Origin of the sequence: Agrobacterium sp. FDAARGOS_525, assembly GCF_003938925.1 — a bacterium.
GTDB classification, from domain to species: Bacteria; Pseudomonadota; Alphaproteobacteria; order Rhizobiales; family Rhizobiaceae; genus Agrobacterium; species Agrobacterium pusense.
This window is the reverse complement of the sequence record NZ_RKIU01000003.1, coordinates 1,583,130-1,601,650: the sequence shown is the minus strand read 5'-3', so window position 1 is coordinate 1,601,650 and position 18,521 is coordinate 1,583,130. Positions and strand designations below refer to the sequence as shown.

Here is an 18,521-nt window from a genome sequence, read left to right as displayed (position 1 = left end):
AGACCCGCCCGCCGTTAATGGATGTAGCCGAGCCGGATGGCTTTCGCGATCGCCTGGATACGGTTGACGGAATCAAGCTTGATCGTCGCCGAACCGAGATAGGCGTTGACGGTGTGGACCGACAGCCCGAGCTTGACCGCGATTTCTTCGCTGATACGGCCATCGCCCGCCAGTTGCAGGCAGGCGATTTCCCTCTCGCTCAACGCTTCCGAGGGCGCCGCCTTGCGCTCGTCCAGCGCCAGCATATCGACCATGATCTCGCAGCACTTGATGTGCTGTTCGATCACCACTTCATTGTCGAGAACGAGATTGGTGCCGCAGAAGACGATATAGCCGTTACCGATGGTGCCGAGGCGCACCGGTAGCGCCAGACCCGCATAGGGCAACGTATCGTTCTCGATCCGGCGCAGAAGCGCAGGCACGTCGGGGAGATCGGCAAAACCGCCGGCATTCTTGTTGCGCCAGATGACCGGCAGAAGCGACGTCTCGATGTGATCGAGAAGAATATCGCCGACAGCGCGAATGAACTGCGTGCTCTGCTCCGCGGCATTCATGCCCCAGTTTTCCAGCTCGCAGGTCAGCTTCTTCTTGTTGGGGAAACCGGAAGCGGCCGCCTTCGTCACCACGAAATTGCGCGCGCCGACCAGCTTCTGCATGGCGACAAGCTTCGGAAACAGATCCGACCGGCTCGTCACGACAGGGCTGCGGTAAAACATGCCCGTTTGACCAGTACCCTCATTGTCTTTCGTCTGTACCATCCGTCCGACCATTATACGAGGTTGTTGCGCACGGCGTAGGCAATTGCCTCCGAGCGGGTTTTTGTCGCAGTTTTACGCATCACGCTTGTGATGTAATTATTGATCGTATTGCGTGAAATGCCAAGGATCATCGCAATTTCGTCACTCGTCTTGCCTTCCGCGATCCAGAAAAGGCACTCCAGCTCGCGCTCGGTGAGGTCGATATCGCGCACGGCTTTTGCCTCGCTGGCAATGCCGAAACTGACGCAATAGCCCGTCAGAAGCGCGATTTCACGCAGGCGTTCCGGCGACGGAACCGCTTCCTCGGGGAACAGCAGCAGGAGAGAAAGGCGAATGCGCCCCACGCAGAAAGAGAGCGCAGAATACTGCCGGTCTATGCCATAGGGAACCGAAACGTCCTCTGGAAGCAAGAGCAGCCGCGGCTGCAGAAGCGAAAGGCATTTTTCCATTTCGCTCGAACGGTTCTGGCTATTGGCAAGCTCAACGCCCAACCGGCGCACCAGATCGAAAGGCCAATCGGATGTGACGATGAATTTAAGCCCGGTTTCTTCGAGAAGGTCATCCCGCGCCAGCAGGTAGTGCGAGGCGCCAGCGTAAGTCACGAGCAAATCAAGCGCGCCTGCAACGTTACCGGCAGCAGCCGTGGCTGCGACGTTCTTGGCAAGCTGATCACGCGGCAGGGGCTTACCCATGCCCTCCATAGGCTTGGCAGACAGCCTGCGGATATCAACATCGACTTTCAATCGCCTACGCCCTCTTGCTCCCAGTGGGAGATTATACCTCGGGATGGAATCATTCCATTCGAGAAGCTTACCAAAATGGGACGGCAAGCCCCCGGAGACCGAATCATTTCATTTTATGGAACGGACTGGGATTTGCCATTACCTGACACCAGCCTTTCCACGTATTTCACCGTTCGTCTATTGCTAAAAAAACATACTGAAAAGCTGTTCAATCCATAAACGGCATTCTCAGCCAATTCCCAGCAAACTGTATCGTTGCTGAATTTTTTGTAAACACTGTCCTAAAACGAGATTGCCACGATGCGTCCGCCAAGGATAGCGAAAAGCCCAAAAACGGAAAAAAGGCCGGGTAAAACTCCGGCCTTTTCGATATTACGCTGCTTTTTCCACTGCCCATTTGCGCAGAATCTTGGCGGCTCTTTCCTCGCTGATTTCCACCATGCGGGAGAGCCTGCGTTCGGGCCCTTCGCGTACCCGGCGGTTGAAGGTGCCTTCGCCATCGCCGCCCGCCAGAAGATCGTCGGTGCTGTCGAAGCCGAAATCCGCCCCGAACCCTTCCATGAGACCGCTCGCGCCCGCATCCATGCCGGGAGAGAAGTCCGGCAGTTCGAGACCGGCGGCTTCCTGGCTGAGCTGGCCTGCGGCCGCGCCGTTGCCGGTAACCGTGCGGACCAGCGGGCGTACACCGAGCCAGACGACAAGGAAGGCGACGGCGACAAAGGCGAGGGAATTGATAATGCCGGCGGAATTGCGGCTCAGCACTTCCATGACACCCGGTCCGCTGGCGGCCTCGTCAAGCAATTGGGTTTCGAGGAAATCCATTGCAGTCAGGGTGACCATGTCGCCACGGTCGGACGAAATGCCGGCGGCGGAGGTGACGATCTTCTGCATTTCGGCGAGGTAGGCGTCGATCTTGGCCTGATCGGCGGGTTCACCGACCATCTTTGCGATACGCCCCTTGTTGACGACCACCGCGACGGAAATCTTTTCGACCGTATAGCCGTTCTTCACCGTGGCGACCGTCTTCGAGTTGATCTCGTAGTTGGTCTGTTCTTCTTTCTTCGCCGATTCGTCCGACGATTGCGGCGTGCTGCCGCCGCCCTGAGGTGCGGCCTGCGGAACATTCTGCTCCACCGTCGCGGCCGTGTCGGGCTGCGTTTCCTGCGACTTCTGGTCTTCTTTCACGGTCCGCACCGACCGTTCGACACGCGATTCTGGATCGTAGACGGTTTCCTGAATCTGGCGGCTGTCGGTATTGAGCTGCGCCGTCACGCTCGAGCGGAAATTGTCCATGCCGAGGAAAGGCGCCAGTGCCTTGTCGATATTGGTCTCGATTTCCTGCTGAACGTTCTGCGCCAGCGTCAGCGAACGGTTCATGGCGGCATTGGTGACGTCGTCACCGGACGCCAGAAGCTGGCCCGTGGAATCGAGCAGGGTCACATCATCGACTTCAAGGCCGGGAACGGCCGAGGCAACGAGGTGACGAATGGAAGCGGAGGCCTTGCGGCCGGCGGAGGCGCTCGCACGGATCATGACAGATGCGGTGGGCTTCTGTTCGCCGCGGCGGAAATTGCCGACGTCGGGCATGACGATATGCACGCGTGCGGCTGCGATGCCATCGATCTGCTGGATGGAGCGGCCGATCTCACCCTCAAGGGCGCGAACGCGCGTCACTTCCTGCATGAAGGAGGTCAGGCCGAGAGAACCGACATTGTCGAAAAGTTCATAACCGGCATTGGCGCTGTCGGGCAGGCCACGTTCAGCCAGAAGCAGCCGCGCCTTGCTGGTAAGCCCGACCGGGACCTGAAGGCTGGAACCATCGGTCCCCACTTGAAAGTCCAGACCCGACTCGGCGAGCGCAATGCTGATCTTGTTGAGGTCGCTCTTTTCAAGCCCCACATAAAGGGTCTCGTAAGCGGGACGGTTCACATAAAGCGCTGCAGCGAGGATAATGGCCATGGACACAACGCCCACGCCGCCCAACATCAGCAGCCGCGTCTGCCCCAGCGCCGCGACATTCTTCAAGACCTGAGGGATTTGATTTAACAGATTCATTCTGTTCCGCACCGTCATTCATAGAGTCCGAGACCTTTTGGCCCCGTGATGACAATAGGGTGCGAAGCTTGCGCGAGCGTTACCTTTCTCCGCATTCTGCGAAGAGGCAGGCGCCGCTGGAAACAGCGCTAGAAGAGGTCGAAGTCGCCAGAGGCCTTGTCGAGCGGCTGGGAATGGCCGTGGCGGAAGGCCGCGCCGAGCGCCTTCTGCATTTCAGCAAGCTTGACGAGGCTGAGCGCGGTGGAGACATCCACGATCCAGTCACCCGGGATGGAGCCGGTGATGGTGTCTATGAACTCGGCCAGGCCACGCGTCTTCTGGACCGCAAGGTCGATGCCCTGCAGCAGCTTGACGCCTTCGCTCGACAATTGGCCGCTGGTCACCTCAAGCAATTGCGGCTCGATGCGCTCGATGAGATAGGCGACATCGTGCAGTTCCGATACCACACGCATCAGAACATCCGGCAGGGCTTCTTCGAACGGAGTGGTGGCGGTGTGCTCTGCAAGCTGCATTGGAAACTCCGTACTAGAAAAATTCGATATCGTTGGCGACGGGTTTGGGCGCCGGCACCGGACGCGTTTCCATGGCCACCGTCTTCTGTGTTTCCGCGCCGCTGAGCGGATGCTGGCGGGCGCGGCCCGAGACCGGCCAGAATTCGATCTTGCGGCCATGTTCCCCGCCCGTGGAGGAGCTTATGACTGGAATGCCTTCATCCTTGAGAAACTTCATGGCGAATATGGCATTCTGCTCACCGACATTGGAGAAGCTGGCGATCGTCTTCGCGCCGCCGAAAATCTTGGCCTCCAGCCGGTCACGACGGGCGCCCTGCTTCAGCAGGCCGTTGATCAGAAGTTCCATGAGATGCACGCCATAACGCGTCGCATCTCCGCCGGTCACGCTACCGGTTCCCGGCAGCAGGAAGTGGTTCATTCCTCCAACGCCGGAAACGGGGTCTCTCAGACAGGCAGCCACGCACGAACCGAGTATCGTCGTCAGCACCACATCGGGATCGCTGACGACCTTATACTCGCCCTGAATGATATGTACGCGCTTGGCTGCAGCTTCAATCATTTCAGCGATCCGAAAACCGCTTCGATGGCAGCGCGCATCTTGTCGATGGTGAAGGGCTTGGCCAGCACGTTGTTGGCGCCGAGCTGGGCAGCCTTCTGCACCAGCGCGCGGTCGCCCTGCGCGGTGAGAATGATGAAGGCGGCCTTCTTGGTGGTCGGGTTGGCCCGCACGGCGTGCAGGAAACCGAGGCCATCCATCTTCGGCATGTTGAAATCGGAGATGACGAGATGATGGGGCTGCTGCTCCATGATCTTCATTCCCTGCTCGCCGTCACCTGCGGCGGTGATCTGCTTGAAGCCGAGCTGTGTCAGCGCATCGCTGAGGAGCAGCCGGCTGGTCACCTGATCGTCAACGATCAGAACTTTGATCTTTTCTGCGAGAGACATTAGTCAGCACCTTCTTTGCGGGCAGTGGTTAGTTTGAGGATTTCTTCGCCGATGGAGCCCAGCGGCAATTGCTGTTCAACCGCGCCTAACTCGTAGGCCACACGGGGCATGCCATAGACGACACAGGTTTTTTCGTTCTGGCCGACGGTACGCGCACCGGCATGGCGCATTTTCAGAAGTCCAGCGGCACCATCGCGCCCCATGCCGGTCAGGATGACGCCAACGGCGTTGCGTCCGGCAAGTTCGGCTACAGAGTCGAACAACACATCGACGGAGGGCCGATGGCCGTTGACGGGATCGCGCTCCACGAGCCGGCAGCAGGGCGCCGAACGATTGGCGATCTGCAGGTGACGCTCGCCGCCCGGCGCGAGGTAGATCTTGCCGGTCTGCAGGCGGGCGCCATCCGTCGCCTCTTCCACCACGGGAGCGCAGATGCGGTTCAGCCGTTCTGCGAAGCTCTTCGTGAAGGCGGGCGGCATATGCTGGGTAATTACGGTCGGCGGGCAATTGGCCGGGAATTTCTGCAGCACCGCGATCAACGCTTCGACCCCCCCCGTGGACGAACCGATGGCCACGACCTTGCGCCCCGCCCGATATTCGCTGACCGGAACCGGCTGCGGCGCGGCTGCGGCTTCCGGCCGCGCCGCGCGGTAAGCAGCGTGTTGGGAGCGCGCGGCAGCCTTCACCTTGTCAGCCAGATCGCCGAAGGGGCGCGCATCGCCTGGTGCCGGCTTGCCGACACAGTCGAAGGCGCCGATTTCGAGTGCCGCGAGCGAGGCGTCCGCCCCGCGATGGGTCAGCGACGAGACCATGATGACCGGCATGGGCCGCAGGCGCATGATCTTTTCGAGAAACTCCAGCCCGTTCATTTCCGGCATCTCGATGTCGAGTGTCACGACATCGGGATTGAGCTGCTTGATGGCGGCACGCGCTTCCATGGCGTTGCCGGCCTGCCCGACGACTTCGACCTCCGGATCGGCCTTGAGCACAGCCGAAATCAGGCCGCGCATGGTCGGACTATCATCGACGACGAGTACCCGTGCGAGTGCGCTCATGCCTTCCTCCCCGAAGCGTGACCGATGTAGCGATAGGTGGTGATACCCGTATTATCGAACAGGTTCTTGGCGTCACCGGAGACACGTTCGGAATGACCGATATAAAGATGACCACCTTCCGGCAGCAGGCCTGCAAAACGCGACCAGATGCGCATCTGCGTCGGCTCGTCGAAATAGATGACGACGTTGCGGCAGAAGATGACGTCGAAATTGCCCTTGAAGGGCCATTGCGTCATCAGGTTCAATTCATTGAAGGTGATGAGGCGCTTGACCTTGTCGTCGATCTGGAACTTGCGGCGGCCGCCAGCATCCACTTCCGTGAACCATTGCTTGCGCATGGCGGGAGACACGGTTTCGAGCGCATTATCGTCATAGACCCCGGCACGGGCCTGCGCCAATATTTTCGGGTCGATATCCGTCGCCAGGATTTTGAAGTCGTAATCGGCTGCATTCGGAAACATGGCGAGCACGGTGAGCGCTATGGAATAGGGCTCCTGTCCGTCGGAGCAAGCAGCGGACCAGATGCGAACACGCCCGCCGCTCTTAGCCCTTGCAATGAGGCCAGGAAGAACCTCGTCACGCAAATGTTCGAAATGATGGTTTTCGCGGAAGAAGCGGGTGAAATTCGTGGTTAGGTGCGACAGCATTTCGCGCCGCGCCTGCGCGCCATCTGGAGATGACACCAGAACACAATATTCACGAAAGCCCGAAAGGCCGAGATTGCGGATGTGTTTCGACAGGCGGGAGTAAACCAGCGACGCCTTGGTGTCGTTGAGATAGATGCCCGCATCGGCATAGATCATCGCCGCGATTTCCGAGAGGTCACGTCTCGTCAGCGGGTATTCACCGCTGGCAAGAACGTCATCCGGAGACTGGCGCTGGTCGTTGAAATTAAGTGCTGCCATGAATGATCCGCTTTCAACCCGCCGCCGCGAGCGACATTTCCTGCTTCAAGGGCTGTCCGCGCGAGGCGCTGACGATGGCATCGACATCCAGAATGAGAGCGACGCGCCCGTCGCCGAGAATCGTTGCGGCGGCAATGCCCGGAACATGGGTATAGTTGGCCTCCAACGACTTGATGACAACCTGGCGCTGACCCTGGATCGCATCGACCATCAGGGCACGCTGGCCGCCGCCTTCCGATTCCACCAAAAGAGCAACGCCTTCGACCGGATCGGCCTGCGTCGGGCGGAAATTCAGCACGCGGCCGACATCCACCAGCGGGCAGAAGGAGTTGCGGATGGAGATCAGCCGCTGGTTCGCACCGAAGGAGTGAATATTCTTCGCTTCCGGCTGCAGGGTTTCCACGATCGCGGTCAACGGCACCACCAGTGTCTGGCCGGCAACCGTCACCACCATGCCGTCGAGAACGGCAAGCGTCAGCGGCAGGCTCATGGTGAAGGTGGAGCCTTGGCCGGGGCGCGAGGAGATGTTGATGCGACCGCCGAGCGCCTGAATGGAGCGCTTGACCACGTCCATGCCCACACCGCGGCCGGAAATGTCGGAAATCTTGTCGGCGGTCGAGAAGCCGGGGGCGAAGATGAGATTGTCGATCTCTTCATCCGTCAGGTTCGCATCGGCAGCGATGAGATCGTTGTCGATCGCCTTCTGGCGCACGCGCTCGCGATTGATGCCGGCACCGTCGTCCTGAAGCTCGATAAGGATGCGGCCGGAGCGGTGTTTGGCCGAAAGCTTGATAGTGCCTTCCGGGTTCTTTCCAGCGGCTTCGCGCTTTTCGGGCGTTTCGATGCCATGATCAACGGCATTGCGGATCATATGTGTCAGCGGTTCGGCCAGCTTGTCGATGACCGTCTTGTCGACTTCGGTGTTCTCACCTTCGGTGACAAGACGGATCTGCTTGCCGATCATGTCGGCGACTTCGCGAACGATACGCGACATGCGCTGGAACACCGGTTTTACCGGCTGCGCACGGATCGCCATGACGCTGTCCTGGATTTCGCGCGTCAGTTGCTGCAGCTCGTCGAGACCCATATTGACGGCTGACGTACCGCTCGCATCGTTTTCGATGACGCTCTGCGACAGCATCGCCTGATTGATGACGAGCTCGCCGACGAGATTGATCAGGCGATCGACACGGTCGAGATCGACGCGGATGGTCTGGCCGGCACTTGCATTGGCAGCGGCATTGGCGTTTGCCTGCGCTGCGGCAGGTGCTGCCGCAGCTTCACGCTTTTCGATGGCGGCATTGACGCTCTGGGCGATCTGCGTCGTTGCGACGGCCGTTTCGACAGCTGCTGCAACATAAGACGCTTCCGCCGTGGCGACTTCAACAACGGGCTGCTCTTCCGCGCCGCTATCAAGCGCCGAAAGGTCGAACGGCACGGGGATCATCGGGAGTTCTTCCTCGTCGGCAGCGGCCTCCGAAAGAACTGGCGTGATGTCGAGATCGCAATCCCATTCGGCAAATTCGAAGACGCTGCGGATACCTTCTTCACCCTTGTCGGTCGTGATCGAAACCGTCCAGGAGAGATAGGATGCTTCAGGATCGAGTTTGTCGAGCGAAGGCAGCTCGGACATGTCGCAATTGATGCTCATCTCCCCAATGCGGGAAAGATCGCGCAGCAGAAGTGCCGCCTCGTTGCCCTTTGAATAAAGCGATGCATGCGGCTTGAAGGTGATCTGGAAGGATGGCGCTTCCATCAGCGGCGTGGTTTCGTCGGCAAAGTCCGTGAAGGAGAAGGGGATCGGCTCGAAGCCGCTCTCATCCGTCGGTTTGGCCTTCACGGGTTCCGGCGCCTTTACTGCGACGGGAGCGGGCGCGGATGCCGGAACGGCTTCGCCGTTTGCCAGCGCCTCAAGTTCCTTCACGAGGCCACGGGTGCGGCTTTCATCGACACTGCCGCCGTCTCTTGCGGCATTGGTGAGGTCTGCCAGCACGTCGGCAGAGCGCAGCATGACTTTGAGAACATCCTGCGTCGGTTCCAGCTTGTTGGAACGCACGCAGTCGAGGGTCGTTTCAAAGACGTGCGCAAAGGCCACGAGATCATCGAGACCGAAGGCACCTGCCCCGCCCTTGATAGAATGAACGGCACGGAAAACGGCGTTGACGGTTTCCGGATCACGGTCGCCGTCATTCAATTTAAGAAGCCCCGATTCCAGTTCGGCGAGCTGCTCCTCGCATTCCTGGAAAAAGATTTCCTTGATTTCGTTCATATCCATCGTGAAATGTCCCGTATCAGGCGGTTACGCGCTCAATGGCATCGATGAGTTTGGCAGGGTCGAACGGCTTGACGATCCAGCCCGTCGCACCGGCCTGGCGGGCGCGGTTCTTCTTCTCTGCATCGCTTTCGGTCGTCAGAACGAGGATAGGGATCGCACGGTACTTTTCGTTGCGACGAACACCCTCTATGAAACCGAAACCGTCGAGACGGGGCATGTTGATGTCAGTCACGATGACGTCGGGGTTGCTCTGCTCGAGCACTTCGAGGCCCTCGACGCCGTCTTCGGCCTGAATTGTTTCGAAACCGGCATTGTTGAGCGTGACCAGGAGCATGTTCCTGATCGTCCGGGAATCATCCACGGTAAGAACTTTTTTCTTCACTTTTGCATCTCCTTCAGGAGCAAATGATCGATATCGACGCCTATCAGTTTCATAGTCTTGTCGAATGCATCGGACACGCTGGCAAAGCCGAAGCGTTTGCCGTCCTCTTCCCAGGATTTGGCGCCGGCCATGAGGACCTGCGCACAAAGGGCGCCGATACGTTCCACCTCTGACGCATCCACCGACAGCGGTGCTCCCCGCAACGTCATCAGCTTGCCGTGCAGGGCCGATGCTTCGTTGAGGTCCAGCACCGGTGACAGTTTCAGCGTCGCCTCAGCTGCTTTTCTGGCTGCCATTACATGACTCCCTGACGTCTGAATTGTTGGTAATCCTGGCGGTAATCCGTGCGGCTATCCTCACGGGCCATAAATGATGATTGCTGCCGATCCGCACCGGTGGCGGCAGCGAAATGTTCCTGGCGGGCAATACGAAATTCGCGCACGGTGCGGCCGAGTTCCAGAATGACGGTTTGAAGCGTGTCGGCCTCGGAGGCGCTCGCGCTGATATCGACGGCATTGCGGTCCGCCTGCCGTTGCTGCCCGCCAATATCGGCGGCAACAGATTGCAGTTCGCCGGCCTGCTCGGCCGTAAGCCGCGAGACTTCAGCGATCATCTCGTTGATGCCCGAGACCTGCCGGACGACGCCGCCGATCGCGTCCTGTGTGCGGTTGACCATGCGGACGCCGCCCTCGACCTGGGTCTTCGTGGTTCCGACGAGGCTCTTGATCTCCCTTGCGGCATCTGCAGACCGCTGGGCGAGCGCCCGGACTTCCTGCGCGACAACAGCGAACCCACGACCGCTTTCACCCGCACGCGCCGCCTCGATGCCGGCATTGAGCGCGAGAAGGTTGGTCTGAAAAGCGATCTCGTCAATCGTGCCGATGATCCTGCCGATCTGTTCGGCGGATTGTTCGATGTCCGACATGGCGTCGATCGCCTCGCCGATCGCACGGCCGCTTTCGACCGCCGCGTCGCGGGCGCTCGAAACCGCCTTTTCCGTCGCCGCAATGCGAGCGCCGTTTTCGGCAACGTTCCCGATCAGGGCCTGAATCGCATGCGAGGTTTCGGCAAGGGCTTCGGCCTGCTGGCGTGAACGCTCGACAATGGAACGGCCGATATCGGCAAAACGTCCGCTCAAGGCCTCGGCCTCGCCGACGCTGTTATGGGCCGCCGTCAACGACGCGCCTATGGTTTCAAGGGCCGTGTTGAATGTTGTCGCGACATCCCGATAGGCGTCTGGAACGTCACCGTCTATCCGTGCGTGCAAATCGCCTGCCGCAAAAGCTTTCAACGCGACGCCGAAGAGGTTTGCCGCTTCAGCCCGGTCATTGTCGCGTTGTTCCTGAAGTTCGCGGCCATGACGCAGGCGTAGTTCATTAAAGCGCAGCGAGACCGCTATCTCGGTATCGACCATCACAAGGCGGACGACATTCTTTACCGCTTCGGCGAGCTCACGGCTCTTCTTGCGGCTACCCGGCAGGATGGATCGGGGTGCGTGTTCCGCCACCAGTCCACCAACGAGGTGCTCCAGAACGACGGCGTGGCTGGCGATTTGCCAGCGCGGATCGAGACCCATGCGGCTGGCATTGTCGGAAAGCACCTTCACCCGCTCGGCATAGAGCGCATCGAAACGTGCATCCGTCAAAACGCTCCAGTGCGACGATTGCAGATCGTGCAGGCGTTCGAGCTGGTTTTCGCTGTCGAAGGACGGGGAACAGTCCGGCATGGACTGGAAACGGGTCATCACATCGCGCAGGCCGGCCTTGACGTAAGGCTCCAGCATGCCGCGATAGCTGCGCAGGAAGTCGGATTGCGTCTCATCGAGGCCGGCAAAACGCAGCCGCCCCGCCAGGCTTCCGCCTGCCGATCTGCGCGCTTGATCTGATGGCAAGTCCTGCCCCAACCGACGTCCCCAACAACATGACGGCCGGTGAAACCCGGCCAATTTGCCAAGGTTCAGAACGCCAGCACCCTGAGGGGATTTTTGAACGAACACACCCATCGCGGACGATGCGGCATCGACGCTTGCCAGACCTTCTTGAACCAAGAAACGAAATACCGGATCGGCACCGGTACGGCAGTGCGGCGTCATGCCTGGAAGGGGAGAGACCCCATTCCGCCGTGGAAATACCACCAATCTTTATGGTTAATTCCTTGCTTGAAAGTTAAGAAACGCGGCGTTGCGGGTCAAACGGTAAAATTTGTAAAGTCTTTTAACGGCCCCTGCCCCGACTTTGCCGCAAATGAGCAAAAACAAAAAGGAATTGAGCGCTTCGGGCGGTTTTTCCGGCCTGTGTGCTGGACAAGCGCGGGTGGCTTCCCCTAAAACAAATCAACGGGATATTCGCGCAGCGGTGATGCTTTAAAGAGACGTTTTCGATCAAGGAGATGCCAACTTGCAATGGATGGAGAAAGGCCGCAGTTCAAGGCGCCATCCGCAAGTGCTGATCGGTCTCGTGGTCGCCAGCCTTCTTCTCATGATCGGCTTCCAGGCGCCTTCGGGTATCAAGCCGCTTTCCAAGACCAGCCGCCTCGAACGCATGCAGACCGTCGATCTTGGCCGCTCCCTTTCGCTTCGCGACAAGGATTGCGACAACGGCGGTGATGTCGGTTGCCGGTCAGGCAATGCGGCCCCGGGTATTGGTCAGGACGCGTTTTCCTTGACCGCCGTCAGTGTTGACCTTGAGGCAAAGGCGCGGCTCGTTGCTGTTGCCGTCGCGCCACAAGCGTCCCGAGACTTTGCCAGCGTGGTACCACGCGCGCCTCCGCATCTTATGTACTAGTCATTCCGGCGGTCATCATCATTGGATTCATTGGAATCCTGAGGGATTGGAGTCGTCGGAAATCCGCCGCAAGCTCCCATTCCAGAGAGAAAACCGCCGCCGCATATGACACTTGCAACCATTCTTCCTTTTATTGTCGCATTGCCCTTCGTCGGCGCACTCCTGACGGCGTTCATGCCGCGCGAGGGTGCTGCTGCAGCTCCCGCTTCCGTTGCGGGGGCAGTTGCCCTTTTCGGGCTGGTCAGCAGTATTTTCCTTTATACCAGCGTCAGCGGGGGCGCCGTTCTTAAATACGATGTGGAATGGCTGCCGCAGCTCGGTTTGAACTTCACACTGCGGCTCGACGGATTTGCCTGGATCTTCTCGATGCTGATTACCGGCATCGGCCTGCTGGTGGTGCTTTACGCCCGCTACTACATGTCGACTGAAGACCCCATACCGCGCTTCTTCGCCTTTCTTCTCGCCTTCATGGGTTCGATGCTCGGCGTCGTTCTATCCGGCAACGTCATTCTGCTGTCCATCTTCTGGGAAATGACGAGCATCTTCTCATTCCTCCTGATCGGCTACTGGCACCAGAATGCCGGCGCCCGCGACGGCGCTCGCATGGCGCTGACAGTGACGGGGATTGGTGGCTTCAGCTTGCTGGCGGGTCTGCTGATCCTCGGCCACATGGCCGGCAGCTACGATCTCGACAGGATCATCGAGGCCGGCGCCGCCATTCGCGCGCATCCGCTTTATGTGCCTGCGCTCATTCTTATTCTGGGCGGCGCTCTGACGAAGAGCGCGCAGTTTCCCTTTCACTTCTGGCTGCCCAATGCCATGGCGGCACCAACACCCGTTTCCGCCTATCTCCACTCGGCTACCATGGTGAAAGCGGGTGTTTTCCTGCTGGCGAGGTTCTGGCCGGTGCTTGCGGGCACGCCGGAATGGTTCTGGCTGGTCGGCGCGGCCGGCGTCATAACTCTGCTGCTCGGTGCCTATTTCGCCATGTTCCAGCAGGATCTGAAGGGATTGCTGGCCTATTCCACCATCAGCCATCTCGGGCTCATCACCACGCTATTAAGCCTTGGCAGCCCGCTCGCTGCGGTGGCGGCCATCTTTCACATGGTCAACCATGCCACCTTCAAGGCCTCGCTCTTCATGGCGGCCGGCATCATCGACCATGAGACCGGAACACGTGACATGCGGCGGCTGAGCGGGCTCTATACCTATATGCCGGCAACGGCGACACTCGCCATGGCGGCAAGTGCGGCCATGGCCGGGGTTCCTCTGTTCAACGGGTTCCTCTCCAAGGAAATGTTCTTTGCCGAGGCCGTCGAAACCCATGCCGACTCGCTTCTCGACCGGGCGCTGCCCTATGTGGCAACATTATCCGGCGCATTTGCCGTCGCCTATTCGCTGCGCTTCATTCACACGGTGTTCTTTCGCCCCAAGCCAGTCGATCTGCCAAACCCCAATCCGCACGAGCCGCCGCGCTGGATGCGGTTTCCGATCGAATTCCTCGTCTTCGCCTGCCTGATCGTCGGCATCGTTCCGAGCCTTTCCATCGGCCCGTTCCTGCATACGGCCGTGCTTTCCGTTCTCGGCGCACAGACACCCGTGTACAGCCTGTCGATCTGGCACGGTTTCAATCTGCCGCTGATCATGAGTATCGCGGCGCTGATCGGCGGGGTAACGATCTACGTCCTGCTCGGCGGTTATTTCTCGCGCTGCGATGACGGTCCGCCGATCTTCCGGCATTTGCGGGGTCAGCGCATCTTCGAGCGCATTCTCGTCACCGTGTCCTGGAAGTGGGCGCGGTGGCTGGAAAGCACGCTCGGCACCCGGCGCCTGCAGCCGCAGCTGAGGCTTCTTATCCTCGTGGCGCTTCTTGCCGGTTTCTCGCCGCTCTTCCTTTCGGAGTTCTCCCTGTCGCTGCCGCGGGTAACAACCTTCGATCCGATCTTCGCCATTCTGTGGCTGATCGGTATGATTGCGGCCATGGGTGCTGCCTGGCAGGCGAAATATCATCGCCTCGCAGCCCTTGTCATGCTTGGCGTTTCGGGGCTCGTCACCTGCCTCACCTTCATCTGGCTTTCCGCACCGGATCTGGCGATTACCCAGCTTTTGGTGGAAATCGTCACCACCGTTCTCATCCTGCTCGGCCTCAGGTGGTTGCCGAAACGCTTCGAAAAAGTGGACAGCAGCGACGAGTTGCCGGCGCAGCTTCGCCGTGCCCGCGACTTCCTGCTGGCAGCCGCCAGCGGCATTGGAATGTCCGTCATCGCCTATGCGGTGATGACGCTGCCAGTGCCGAATGCCATTGCGACCTATTTCCTCGAACGCGCTTACAGCGAAGGCGGCGGCACCAATGTGGTCAACGTCATCCTGGTCGATTTCCGTGGCTTCGACACCTTCGGCGAAATCGCGGTTCTGGCCATCGTGGCGCTCACCGTCTTCGCGCTGCTTCGCCGTTTCCGTCCCGCCCATGAAAGCATCGGACTTCCGGAACAGCAGCAGATGCAGAACGCCTTCGATGCGGAGCGCCCGGATCGCAGCAAGGGCGATACCGTTCGCGACTATCTCTACGTGCCATCCATCGTGATGCAGTGGATGTTCCCCGTCATCATCACCTTTTCCATTTTCCTCTTCATGCGCGGCCACGATATGCCGGGCGGCGGTTTTGCGGCCGGTATCACCATGGCGATCGCCTTCCTTCTGCAATATCTCGCCGGCGGGGCGCGCTGGGCTGAGGACCGCATCCGCATCCTGCCGCTGCGCTGGATGGGCTTTGGCCTGTTGATGGCGGCGGCGACGGGTATCGGCTCGTGGTACTTCGGCTACCCGTTCCTGACCTCTTATTTCCAGTATACGGAGATACCCTATATCGGCAAAATGCCGATGGCTTCCGCCCTGCTGTTCGATCTCGGCGTCTTTTCGCTGGTCGTCGGCTCCACCGTTCTTATCCTGATAGCACTGGCACACCAATCGTTGCGCAACTACCGCGTTCGCACGCCTGACGCCGCAAAAGCGGAGGACGTGTAATGGAACTCATTCTTTCAATCGGCATCGGCATCATGACTGGCTCCGGCGTATGGCTCATCCTGCGCCCGCGCACCTATCAGGTCATCGTCGGGCTTTCGCTTTTGTCCTATGCCGTGAACCTGTTCATCTTCGGCGTCGGCGGCATCAAGACAAACGCACCCCCGGTGCTGGTGAACGGCGTCGACAGTTCAACGCTTGCCGACCCGGTGCCGCAGGCACTGGTGCTGACCGCCATCGTCATCGGCTTTGCCACGACAGCGCTTTTCCTTGTCGTGCTGCTCGCAGCGCGCGGCCTCACCGGCACTGACCATGTGGACGGGAGGGAGACGAAATGATGTCGTTCCCCTTCCACATCGTCATCGCACCCATCCTGCTGCCGCTCATTACCGCCGCGCTGCTGCTGTTCTTTGACGAGCGCCAGCGTGTGGCCAAAGCCGCGATCAGCTTCACCTCCACGGTGCTGCTGCTGGTGGTTGCGATTCTGCTGTTCCGCGAGGTGAACTCAACCGTTAACACCGAGATCGCTGCTGTGGTTTCGAGCGGCGTCTATCTCCTCGGCAACTGGCCGGCACCCTTCGGCATCGTGCTCGTCGCCGACCGCCTGTCGGGCCTGATGGTCCTGTTGACCGCATTGCTCGCCATTCCCTCGCTCATCTATTCGATGGCGAAATGGCACAAGGCGGGCGCCCATTTCCATTCGCTGTTCCAGATGATGCTGATGGGCGTCAACGGCGCGTTCCTGACCGGCGACCTCTTCAACCTTTTCGTATTCTTCGAAGTGATGCTGGCGGCATCTTACGGGCTGCTGCTGCATGGCTCCGGCCAGCAACGCGTCAAGGCAGGGCTGCACTATATCGCCATCAACCTCGTTGCCGCCTTGTTTTTCCTGATTGGCGTCAGTCTGATCTATGGCGTGACGGGCACGCTGAACATGGGTGATCTCGCCCACCGGATAGAGGGGCTGAACCCCGACCAGCGCATGCTGCTGGAAACCGGCTCGGCCATCCTCGGCATCGCGTTTCTGGTCAAGGCCGGCATGTGGCCGCTGAATTTCTGGCTGCCCTCCGCCTATGGTGCGGCATCTGCACCGGTCGGCGGGCTATTCGCGATCATGAGCAAGGTCGGCATTTATGTCATCGCCCGCCTCTCCTTCCTGCTGTTCGGCCAGACGGCCGGGGAATCGGCCGGTTTCGGCCACGATGCGCTGCTGGTCGGCGGCATCGCCACCATCATCTTCGGTGCCATCGGGGTTCTGGCGTCGCAGGCGCTGGGACGGCTTGCCGGCTTTTCGGTTCTGGTCTCATCGGGAACGCTGCTTGCAGCCATGGGTACCGGCAATCCCACGGTGGCGGCCGGCGCACTTTATTACCTTGTCAGCTCCACCCTCACCATCAGTGCCTTCTTCATGCTCATCGAACTTGTCGAGCGTGGGCAGGATGCGGGCGCAAACGTTCTTGCCGTAACCATGGAGGCTTATGGCGAAGGCGAGGAAGAAGACGAGGAAGAGGAAATCGGCGTGACCATGCCTGCCACCATGGCCGTGCTGGGCGCATGCTTTGCCGCCTGCGGCATCCTGCTCGCCGGCCTGCCGCCGCTTTCCGGCTTCATTGCCAAATTCTCGATGCTATCGGCCATTCTCAATCCGTCCGGTCTCGGCGCCAATGACAGCATCTCCACCCTGTCATGGTGGATCGTCTTCCTGATCGTCTTTTCCGGCTTTGCTTCACTGATCTCGATGACCCGTGCGGGCATCCGTACTTTCTGGGCCTCCATCGAAGGCACCGTGCCGCGCGTGCTCGTCATCGAAATCGCACCCATCATGCTGCTTCTCGGCCTGACACTCGCCATGACCGTTCAGGCGGGGCCGGTGATGCGTTACATGCAGGAAACAGCGCGCATCCTCGATCTGCCCGCGAGCTATATCCAGGGCGTCATTTCCGCGCCACGGGCGGGCGGCAATCCGGAGGCAGAGCCATGATGAACCGTGTCCTGCCCTACCCGCTACTGACCGTTTCCCTGATCTTCTTCTGGATGACGATCAACAGTTTCTCGCCGGGGCATCTGCTGCTCGGAACTGCGGTGGCGCTCATCGCTTCCTGGGCGATGGCGTCGCTGAGGCCGGCAAAACCCCGCATCCGCAACTGGCATCGGCTGGTGCAGCTGATCCTTATCGTGCTTTACGATATCGTCAGGTCCAATCTCTCGGTCGCGAAGATCATTCTGTTCAGGCGCGAAAGGGACCGAAAATCGGGTTTTCTGGCCGTGCCGCTCGATATACGCGATCCCATGGCGCTGGCCGTTCTGGCGACAATCCTCACCTCGACGCCGGGAAGCGCCTGGCTTGAATATAATTCCAGTCAGGGCACGCTCCTGCTCCACGTCCTCGACGACGTGGACGAGGCCGCGTGGATAAGCCTCATCAAGAACCGATATGAAAAACTGCTGATGGAGATATTCGAATGAGTTCGATTATCCTTTTCTGGTCCTTTTCGCTGGCGCAGCTGATGCTGGCCATTGCCATGACGATTTCGGTCTATCGCATCGCCATTGGCCCGCGCGCGCAGGACCGGGTGCTCGGCATGGATACGCTCTATGTCAACGCCATGCTGCTACTGCTGACCTTCGGCCTACGCACCGGCAACGACATCTATTTCGAGGCATCGCTGCTGATCGCCATCCTGGGCTTCGTGTCAACCGTCGCCCTTTCCAAATTCCTGATGCGCGGGGAGGTCATAGAATGAGCAACGCCGCAGAATTTCCGCTCTGGGCCGCCATCGCCGTGGCTTTCTTCGTCCTCCTCGGCGCCTCCCTGACGCTGATCGGCACTATCGGCTTTGCCAAGCTCAACAGCTTTTATGAACGCCTGCATGCGCCCACACTCGGCACCAGCTGGGGGACCGGCGGCATCGTCATGGCCTCCATCATCTATTTCTCCGTCTCCGGCGGCCGCTTCGCTTTCCACGAAATCTTCATCGGCATTTTCATGACGGTGACGACGCCGGTTTCCCTGATGCTTCTCGGCCGCGCTGCACTTTATCGGGACCGGGCGGAGCAGAATTCTGATAACCGGGAGCATTTGTGATT

General features: G+C 59.8%; 20 protein-coding genes. 8 read left to right on the top strand and 12 right to left on the bottom strand.

Annotated elements, in window-relative coordinates; genetic code table 11:
- Nucleotides 1-14: 14 nt before the first annotated feature.
- From visR to EGT36_RS09075, 12 genes are all read right to left on the bottom strand, one after another.
- Nucleotides 15-716 (bottom strand): transcriptional regulator VisR, encoded by a 702-nt coding sequence (visR, locus tag EGT36_RS09130; protein WP_034496317.1) that lies wholly within the window; start codon nucleotides 714-716, stop codon nucleotides 15-17.
- A 53-nt stretch (nucleotides 717-769) separates the two neighbouring features.
- Entirely contained in the window at nucleotides 770-1,501 is a 732-nt protein-coding gene (gene visN, locus EGT36_RS09125; RefSeq protein WP_004439885.1) for a transcriptional regulator VisN, read from the bottom strand.
- Between the two features lie 372 nt (nucleotides 1,502-1,873).
- Entirely contained in the window at nucleotides 1,874-3,556 is a 1,683-nt protein-coding gene (gene fliF, locus EGT36_RS09120) for a flagellar basal-body MS-ring/collar protein FliF (protein ID WP_037092353.1), read from the bottom strand.
- Between the two features lie 128 nt (nucleotides 3,557-3,684).
- Nucleotides 3,685-4,068: a chemotaxis protein CheT gene (gene cheT / locus EGT36_RS09115; protein WP_004439880.1), complete on the bottom strand. Its 384-nt coding sequence runs from the start codon at nucleotides 4,066-4,068 to the stop codon at nucleotides 3,685-3,687.
- Nucleotides 4,069-4,081: 13 nt separating this feature from the next.
- Nucleotides 4,082-4,627, bottom strand: coding sequence for a chemoreceptor glutamine deamidase CheD (gene cheD, locus EGT36_RS09110; RefSeq protein WP_004439878.1), 546 nt, complete (start codon nucleotides 4,625-4,627; stop codon nucleotides 4,082-4,084).
- Entirely contained in the window at nucleotides 4,624-5,013 is a 390-nt protein-coding gene (gene cheY2 / locus EGT36_RS09105; RefSeq protein WP_003503467.1) for a chemotaxis response regulator CheY2, read from the bottom strand. The genes cheD and cheY2 overlap by 4 nt, the downstream gene beginning before the upstream one ends.
- Complete coding sequence (cheB, locus tag EGT36_RS09100; protein ID WP_125270316.1) at nucleotides 5,013-6,068, bottom strand: protein-glutamate O-methylesterase CheB; 1,056 nt, start codon at nucleotides 6,066-6,068, stop codon at nucleotides 5,013-5,015. Before cheB ends, cheY2 begins: the two co-directional genes overlap by 1 nt.
- Nucleotides 6,065-6,973, bottom strand: a complete 909-nt coding sequence (gene cheR / locus EGT36_RS09095) for a protein-glutamate O-methyltransferase CheR (RefSeq protein ID WP_004439874.1) — start codon at nucleotides 6,971-6,973, stop codon at nucleotides 6,065-6,067. Before cheR ends, cheB begins: the two co-directional genes overlap by 4 nt.
- A gap of 13 nt (nucleotides 6,974-6,986) precedes the next feature.
- The gene (locus EGT36_RS09090) at nucleotides 6,987-9,248 is read right to left on the bottom strand and encodes a chemotaxis protein CheA (protein ID WP_037092351.1); all 2,262 of its coding nucleotides are present in this window, start codon (nucleotides 9,246-9,248) and stop codon (nucleotides 6,987-6,989) included.
- A gap of 16 nt (nucleotides 9,249-9,264) precedes the next feature.
- Nucleotides 9,265-9,630, bottom strand: a complete 366-nt coding sequence (cheY1, locus tag EGT36_RS09085; RefSeq protein WP_004439870.1) for a chemotaxis response regulator CheY1 — start codon at nucleotides 9,628-9,630, stop codon at nucleotides 9,265-9,267.
- The gene (locus tag EGT36_RS09080) at nucleotides 9,627-9,926 is read right to left on the bottom strand and encodes an STAS domain-containing protein (protein WP_004439868.1); all 300 of its coding nucleotides are present in this window, start codon (nucleotides 9,924-9,926) and stop codon (nucleotides 9,627-9,629) included. Before EGT36_RS09080 ends, cheY1 begins: the two co-directional genes overlap by 4 nt.
- Nucleotides 9,926-11,521: a globin-coupled sensor protein gene (locus tag EGT36_RS09075; protein WP_234882021.1), complete on the bottom strand. Its 1,596-nt coding sequence runs from the start codon at nucleotides 11,519-11,521 to the stop codon at nucleotides 9,926-9,928. Before EGT36_RS09075 ends, EGT36_RS09080 begins: the two co-directional genes overlap by 1 nt.
- A gap of 39 nt (nucleotides 11,522-11,560) precedes the next feature.
- Here EGT36_RS09075 and EGT36_RS30365 point away from each other — a divergent pair, with 39 nt between their 5' ends.
- From EGT36_RS30365 to mnhG, 8 genes are all read left to right on the top strand, one after another.
- Nucleotides 11,561-11,956: a hypothetical protein gene (locus EGT36_RS30365; protein ID WP_161794457.1), complete on the top strand. Its 396-nt coding sequence runs from the start codon at nucleotides 11,561-11,563 to the stop codon at nucleotides 11,954-11,956.
- 79 nt (nucleotides 11,957-12,035) lie between these two features.
- On the top strand, nucleotides 12,036-12,413 hold the full coding sequence (locus EGT36_RS09070) for a hypothetical protein (protein ID WP_037092349.1): 378 nt from the start codon (nucleotides 12,036-12,038) through the stop codon (nucleotides 12,411-12,413).
- A 105-nt stretch (nucleotides 12,414-12,518) separates the two neighbouring features.
- Nucleotides 12,519-15,437 carry a monovalent cation/H+ antiporter subunit A gene (locus EGT36_RS09065; RefSeq protein ID WP_125270314.1) on the top strand — a complete coding sequence of 973 codons (2,919 nt, stop codon included), beginning with the start codon at nucleotides 12,519-12,521 and terminating at the stop codon, nucleotides 15,435-15,437.
- Nucleotides 15,437-15,772 carry a Na+/H+ antiporter subunit C gene (locus EGT36_RS09060; protein WP_006697652.1) on the top strand — a complete coding sequence of 112 codons (336 nt, stop codon included), beginning with the start codon at nucleotides 15,437-15,439 and terminating at the stop codon, nucleotides 15,770-15,772. Before EGT36_RS09065 ends, EGT36_RS09060 begins: the two co-directional genes overlap by 1 nt.
- Nucleotides 15,769-17,415, top strand: coding sequence for a monovalent cation/H+ antiporter subunit D (locus EGT36_RS09055; protein WP_004439856.1), 1,647 nt, complete (start codon nucleotides 15,769-15,771; stop codon nucleotides 17,413-17,415). Before EGT36_RS09060 ends, EGT36_RS09055 begins: the two co-directional genes overlap by 4 nt.
- Entirely contained in the window at nucleotides 17,412-17,900 is a 489-nt protein-coding gene (locus EGT36_RS09050; protein WP_004439853.1) for a Na+/H+ antiporter subunit E, read from the top strand. The genes EGT36_RS09055 and EGT36_RS09050 overlap by 4 nt, the downstream gene beginning before the upstream one ends.
- Nucleotides 17,897-18,178: a K+/H+ antiporter subunit F gene (locus EGT36_RS09045; RefSeq protein ID WP_004439850.1), complete on the top strand. Its 282-nt coding sequence runs from the start codon at nucleotides 17,897-17,899 to the stop codon at nucleotides 18,176-18,178. The genes EGT36_RS09050 and EGT36_RS09045 overlap by 4 nt, the downstream gene beginning before the upstream one ends.
- Nucleotides 18,175-18,519, top strand: a complete 345-nt coding sequence (mnhG, locus tag EGT36_RS09040; RefSeq protein ID WP_004439848.1) for a monovalent cation/H(+) antiporter subunit G — start codon at nucleotides 18,175-18,177, stop codon at nucleotides 18,517-18,519. The genes EGT36_RS09045 and mnhG overlap by 4 nt, the downstream gene beginning before the upstream one ends.
- Nucleotides 18,520-18,521: the final 2 nt, after the last annotated feature.

What these genes read in the sequence shown, in the direction of transcription:
- cheY2 (WP_003503467.1), bottom strand. Translation starts at nt 5,013, where the DNA reads ATGTCTCTCGCAGAAAAGATCAAAGTTCTGATCGTTGACGATCAGGTG.
- visR (WP_034496317.1), bottom strand. Translation starts at nt 716, where the DNA reads ATGTTTTACCGCAGCCCTGTCGTGACGAGCCGGTCGGATCTGTTTCCG.
- EGT36_RS09070 (WP_037092349.1), top strand. Translation starts at nt 12,036, where the DNA reads ATGGAGAAAGGCCGCAGTTCAAGGCGCCATCCGCAAGTGCTGATCGGT.
- EGT36_RS09045 (WP_004439850.1), top strand. Translation starts at nt 17,897, where the DNA reads ATGAGTTCGATTATCCTTTTCTGGTCCTTTTCGCTGGCGCAGCTGATG.
- mnhG (WP_004439848.1), top strand. Translation starts at nt 18,175, where the DNA reads ATGAGCAACGCCGCAGAATTTCCGCTCTGGGCCGCCATCGCCGTGGCT.
- EGT36_RS09090 (WP_037092351.1), bottom strand. Translation starts at nt 9,248, where the DNA reads ATGGATATGAACGAAATCAAGGAAATCTTTTTCCAGGAATGCGAGGAG.
- EGT36_RS09080 (WP_004439868.1), bottom strand. Translation starts at nt 9,926, where the DNA reads ATGGCAGCCAGAAAAGCAGCTGAGGCGACGCTGAAACTGTCACCGGTG.
- fliF (WP_037092353.1), bottom strand. Translation starts at nt 3,556, where the DNA reads ATGAATCTGTTAAATCAAATCCCTCAGGTCTTGAAGAATGTCGCGGCG.
- EGT36_RS09065 (WP_125270314.1), top strand. Translation starts at nt 12,519, where the DNA reads ATGACACTTGCAACCATTCTTCCTTTTATTGTCGCATTGCCCTTCGTC.
- cheR (WP_004439874.1), bottom strand. Translation starts at nt 6,973, where the DNA reads ATGGCAGCACTTAATTTCAACGACCAGCGCCAGTCTCCGGATGACGTT.
- cheD (WP_004439878.1), bottom strand. Translation starts at nt 4,627, where the DNA reads ATGATTGAAGCTGCAGCCAAGCGCGTACATATCATTCAGGGCGAGTAT.
- EGT36_RS09055 (WP_004439856.1), top strand. Translation starts at nt 15,769, where the DNA reads ATGATGTCGTTCCCCTTCCACATCGTCATCGCACCCATCCTGCTGCCG.
- EGT36_RS09050 (WP_004439853.1), top strand. Translation starts at nt 17,412, where the DNA reads ATGATGAACCGTGTCCTGCCCTACCCGCTACTGACCGTTTCCCTGATC.
- cheT (WP_004439880.1), bottom strand. Translation starts at nt 4,068, where the DNA reads ATGCAGCTTGCAGAGCACACCGCCACCACTCCGTTCGAAGAAGCCCTG.
- EGT36_RS09060 (WP_006697652.1), top strand. Translation starts at nt 15,437, where the DNA reads ATGGAACTCATTCTTTCAATCGGCATCGGCATCATGACTGGCTCCGGC.
- cheB (WP_125270316.1), bottom strand. Translation starts at nt 6,068, where the DNA reads ATGAGCGCACTCGCACGGGTACTCGTCGTCGATGATAGTCCGACCATG.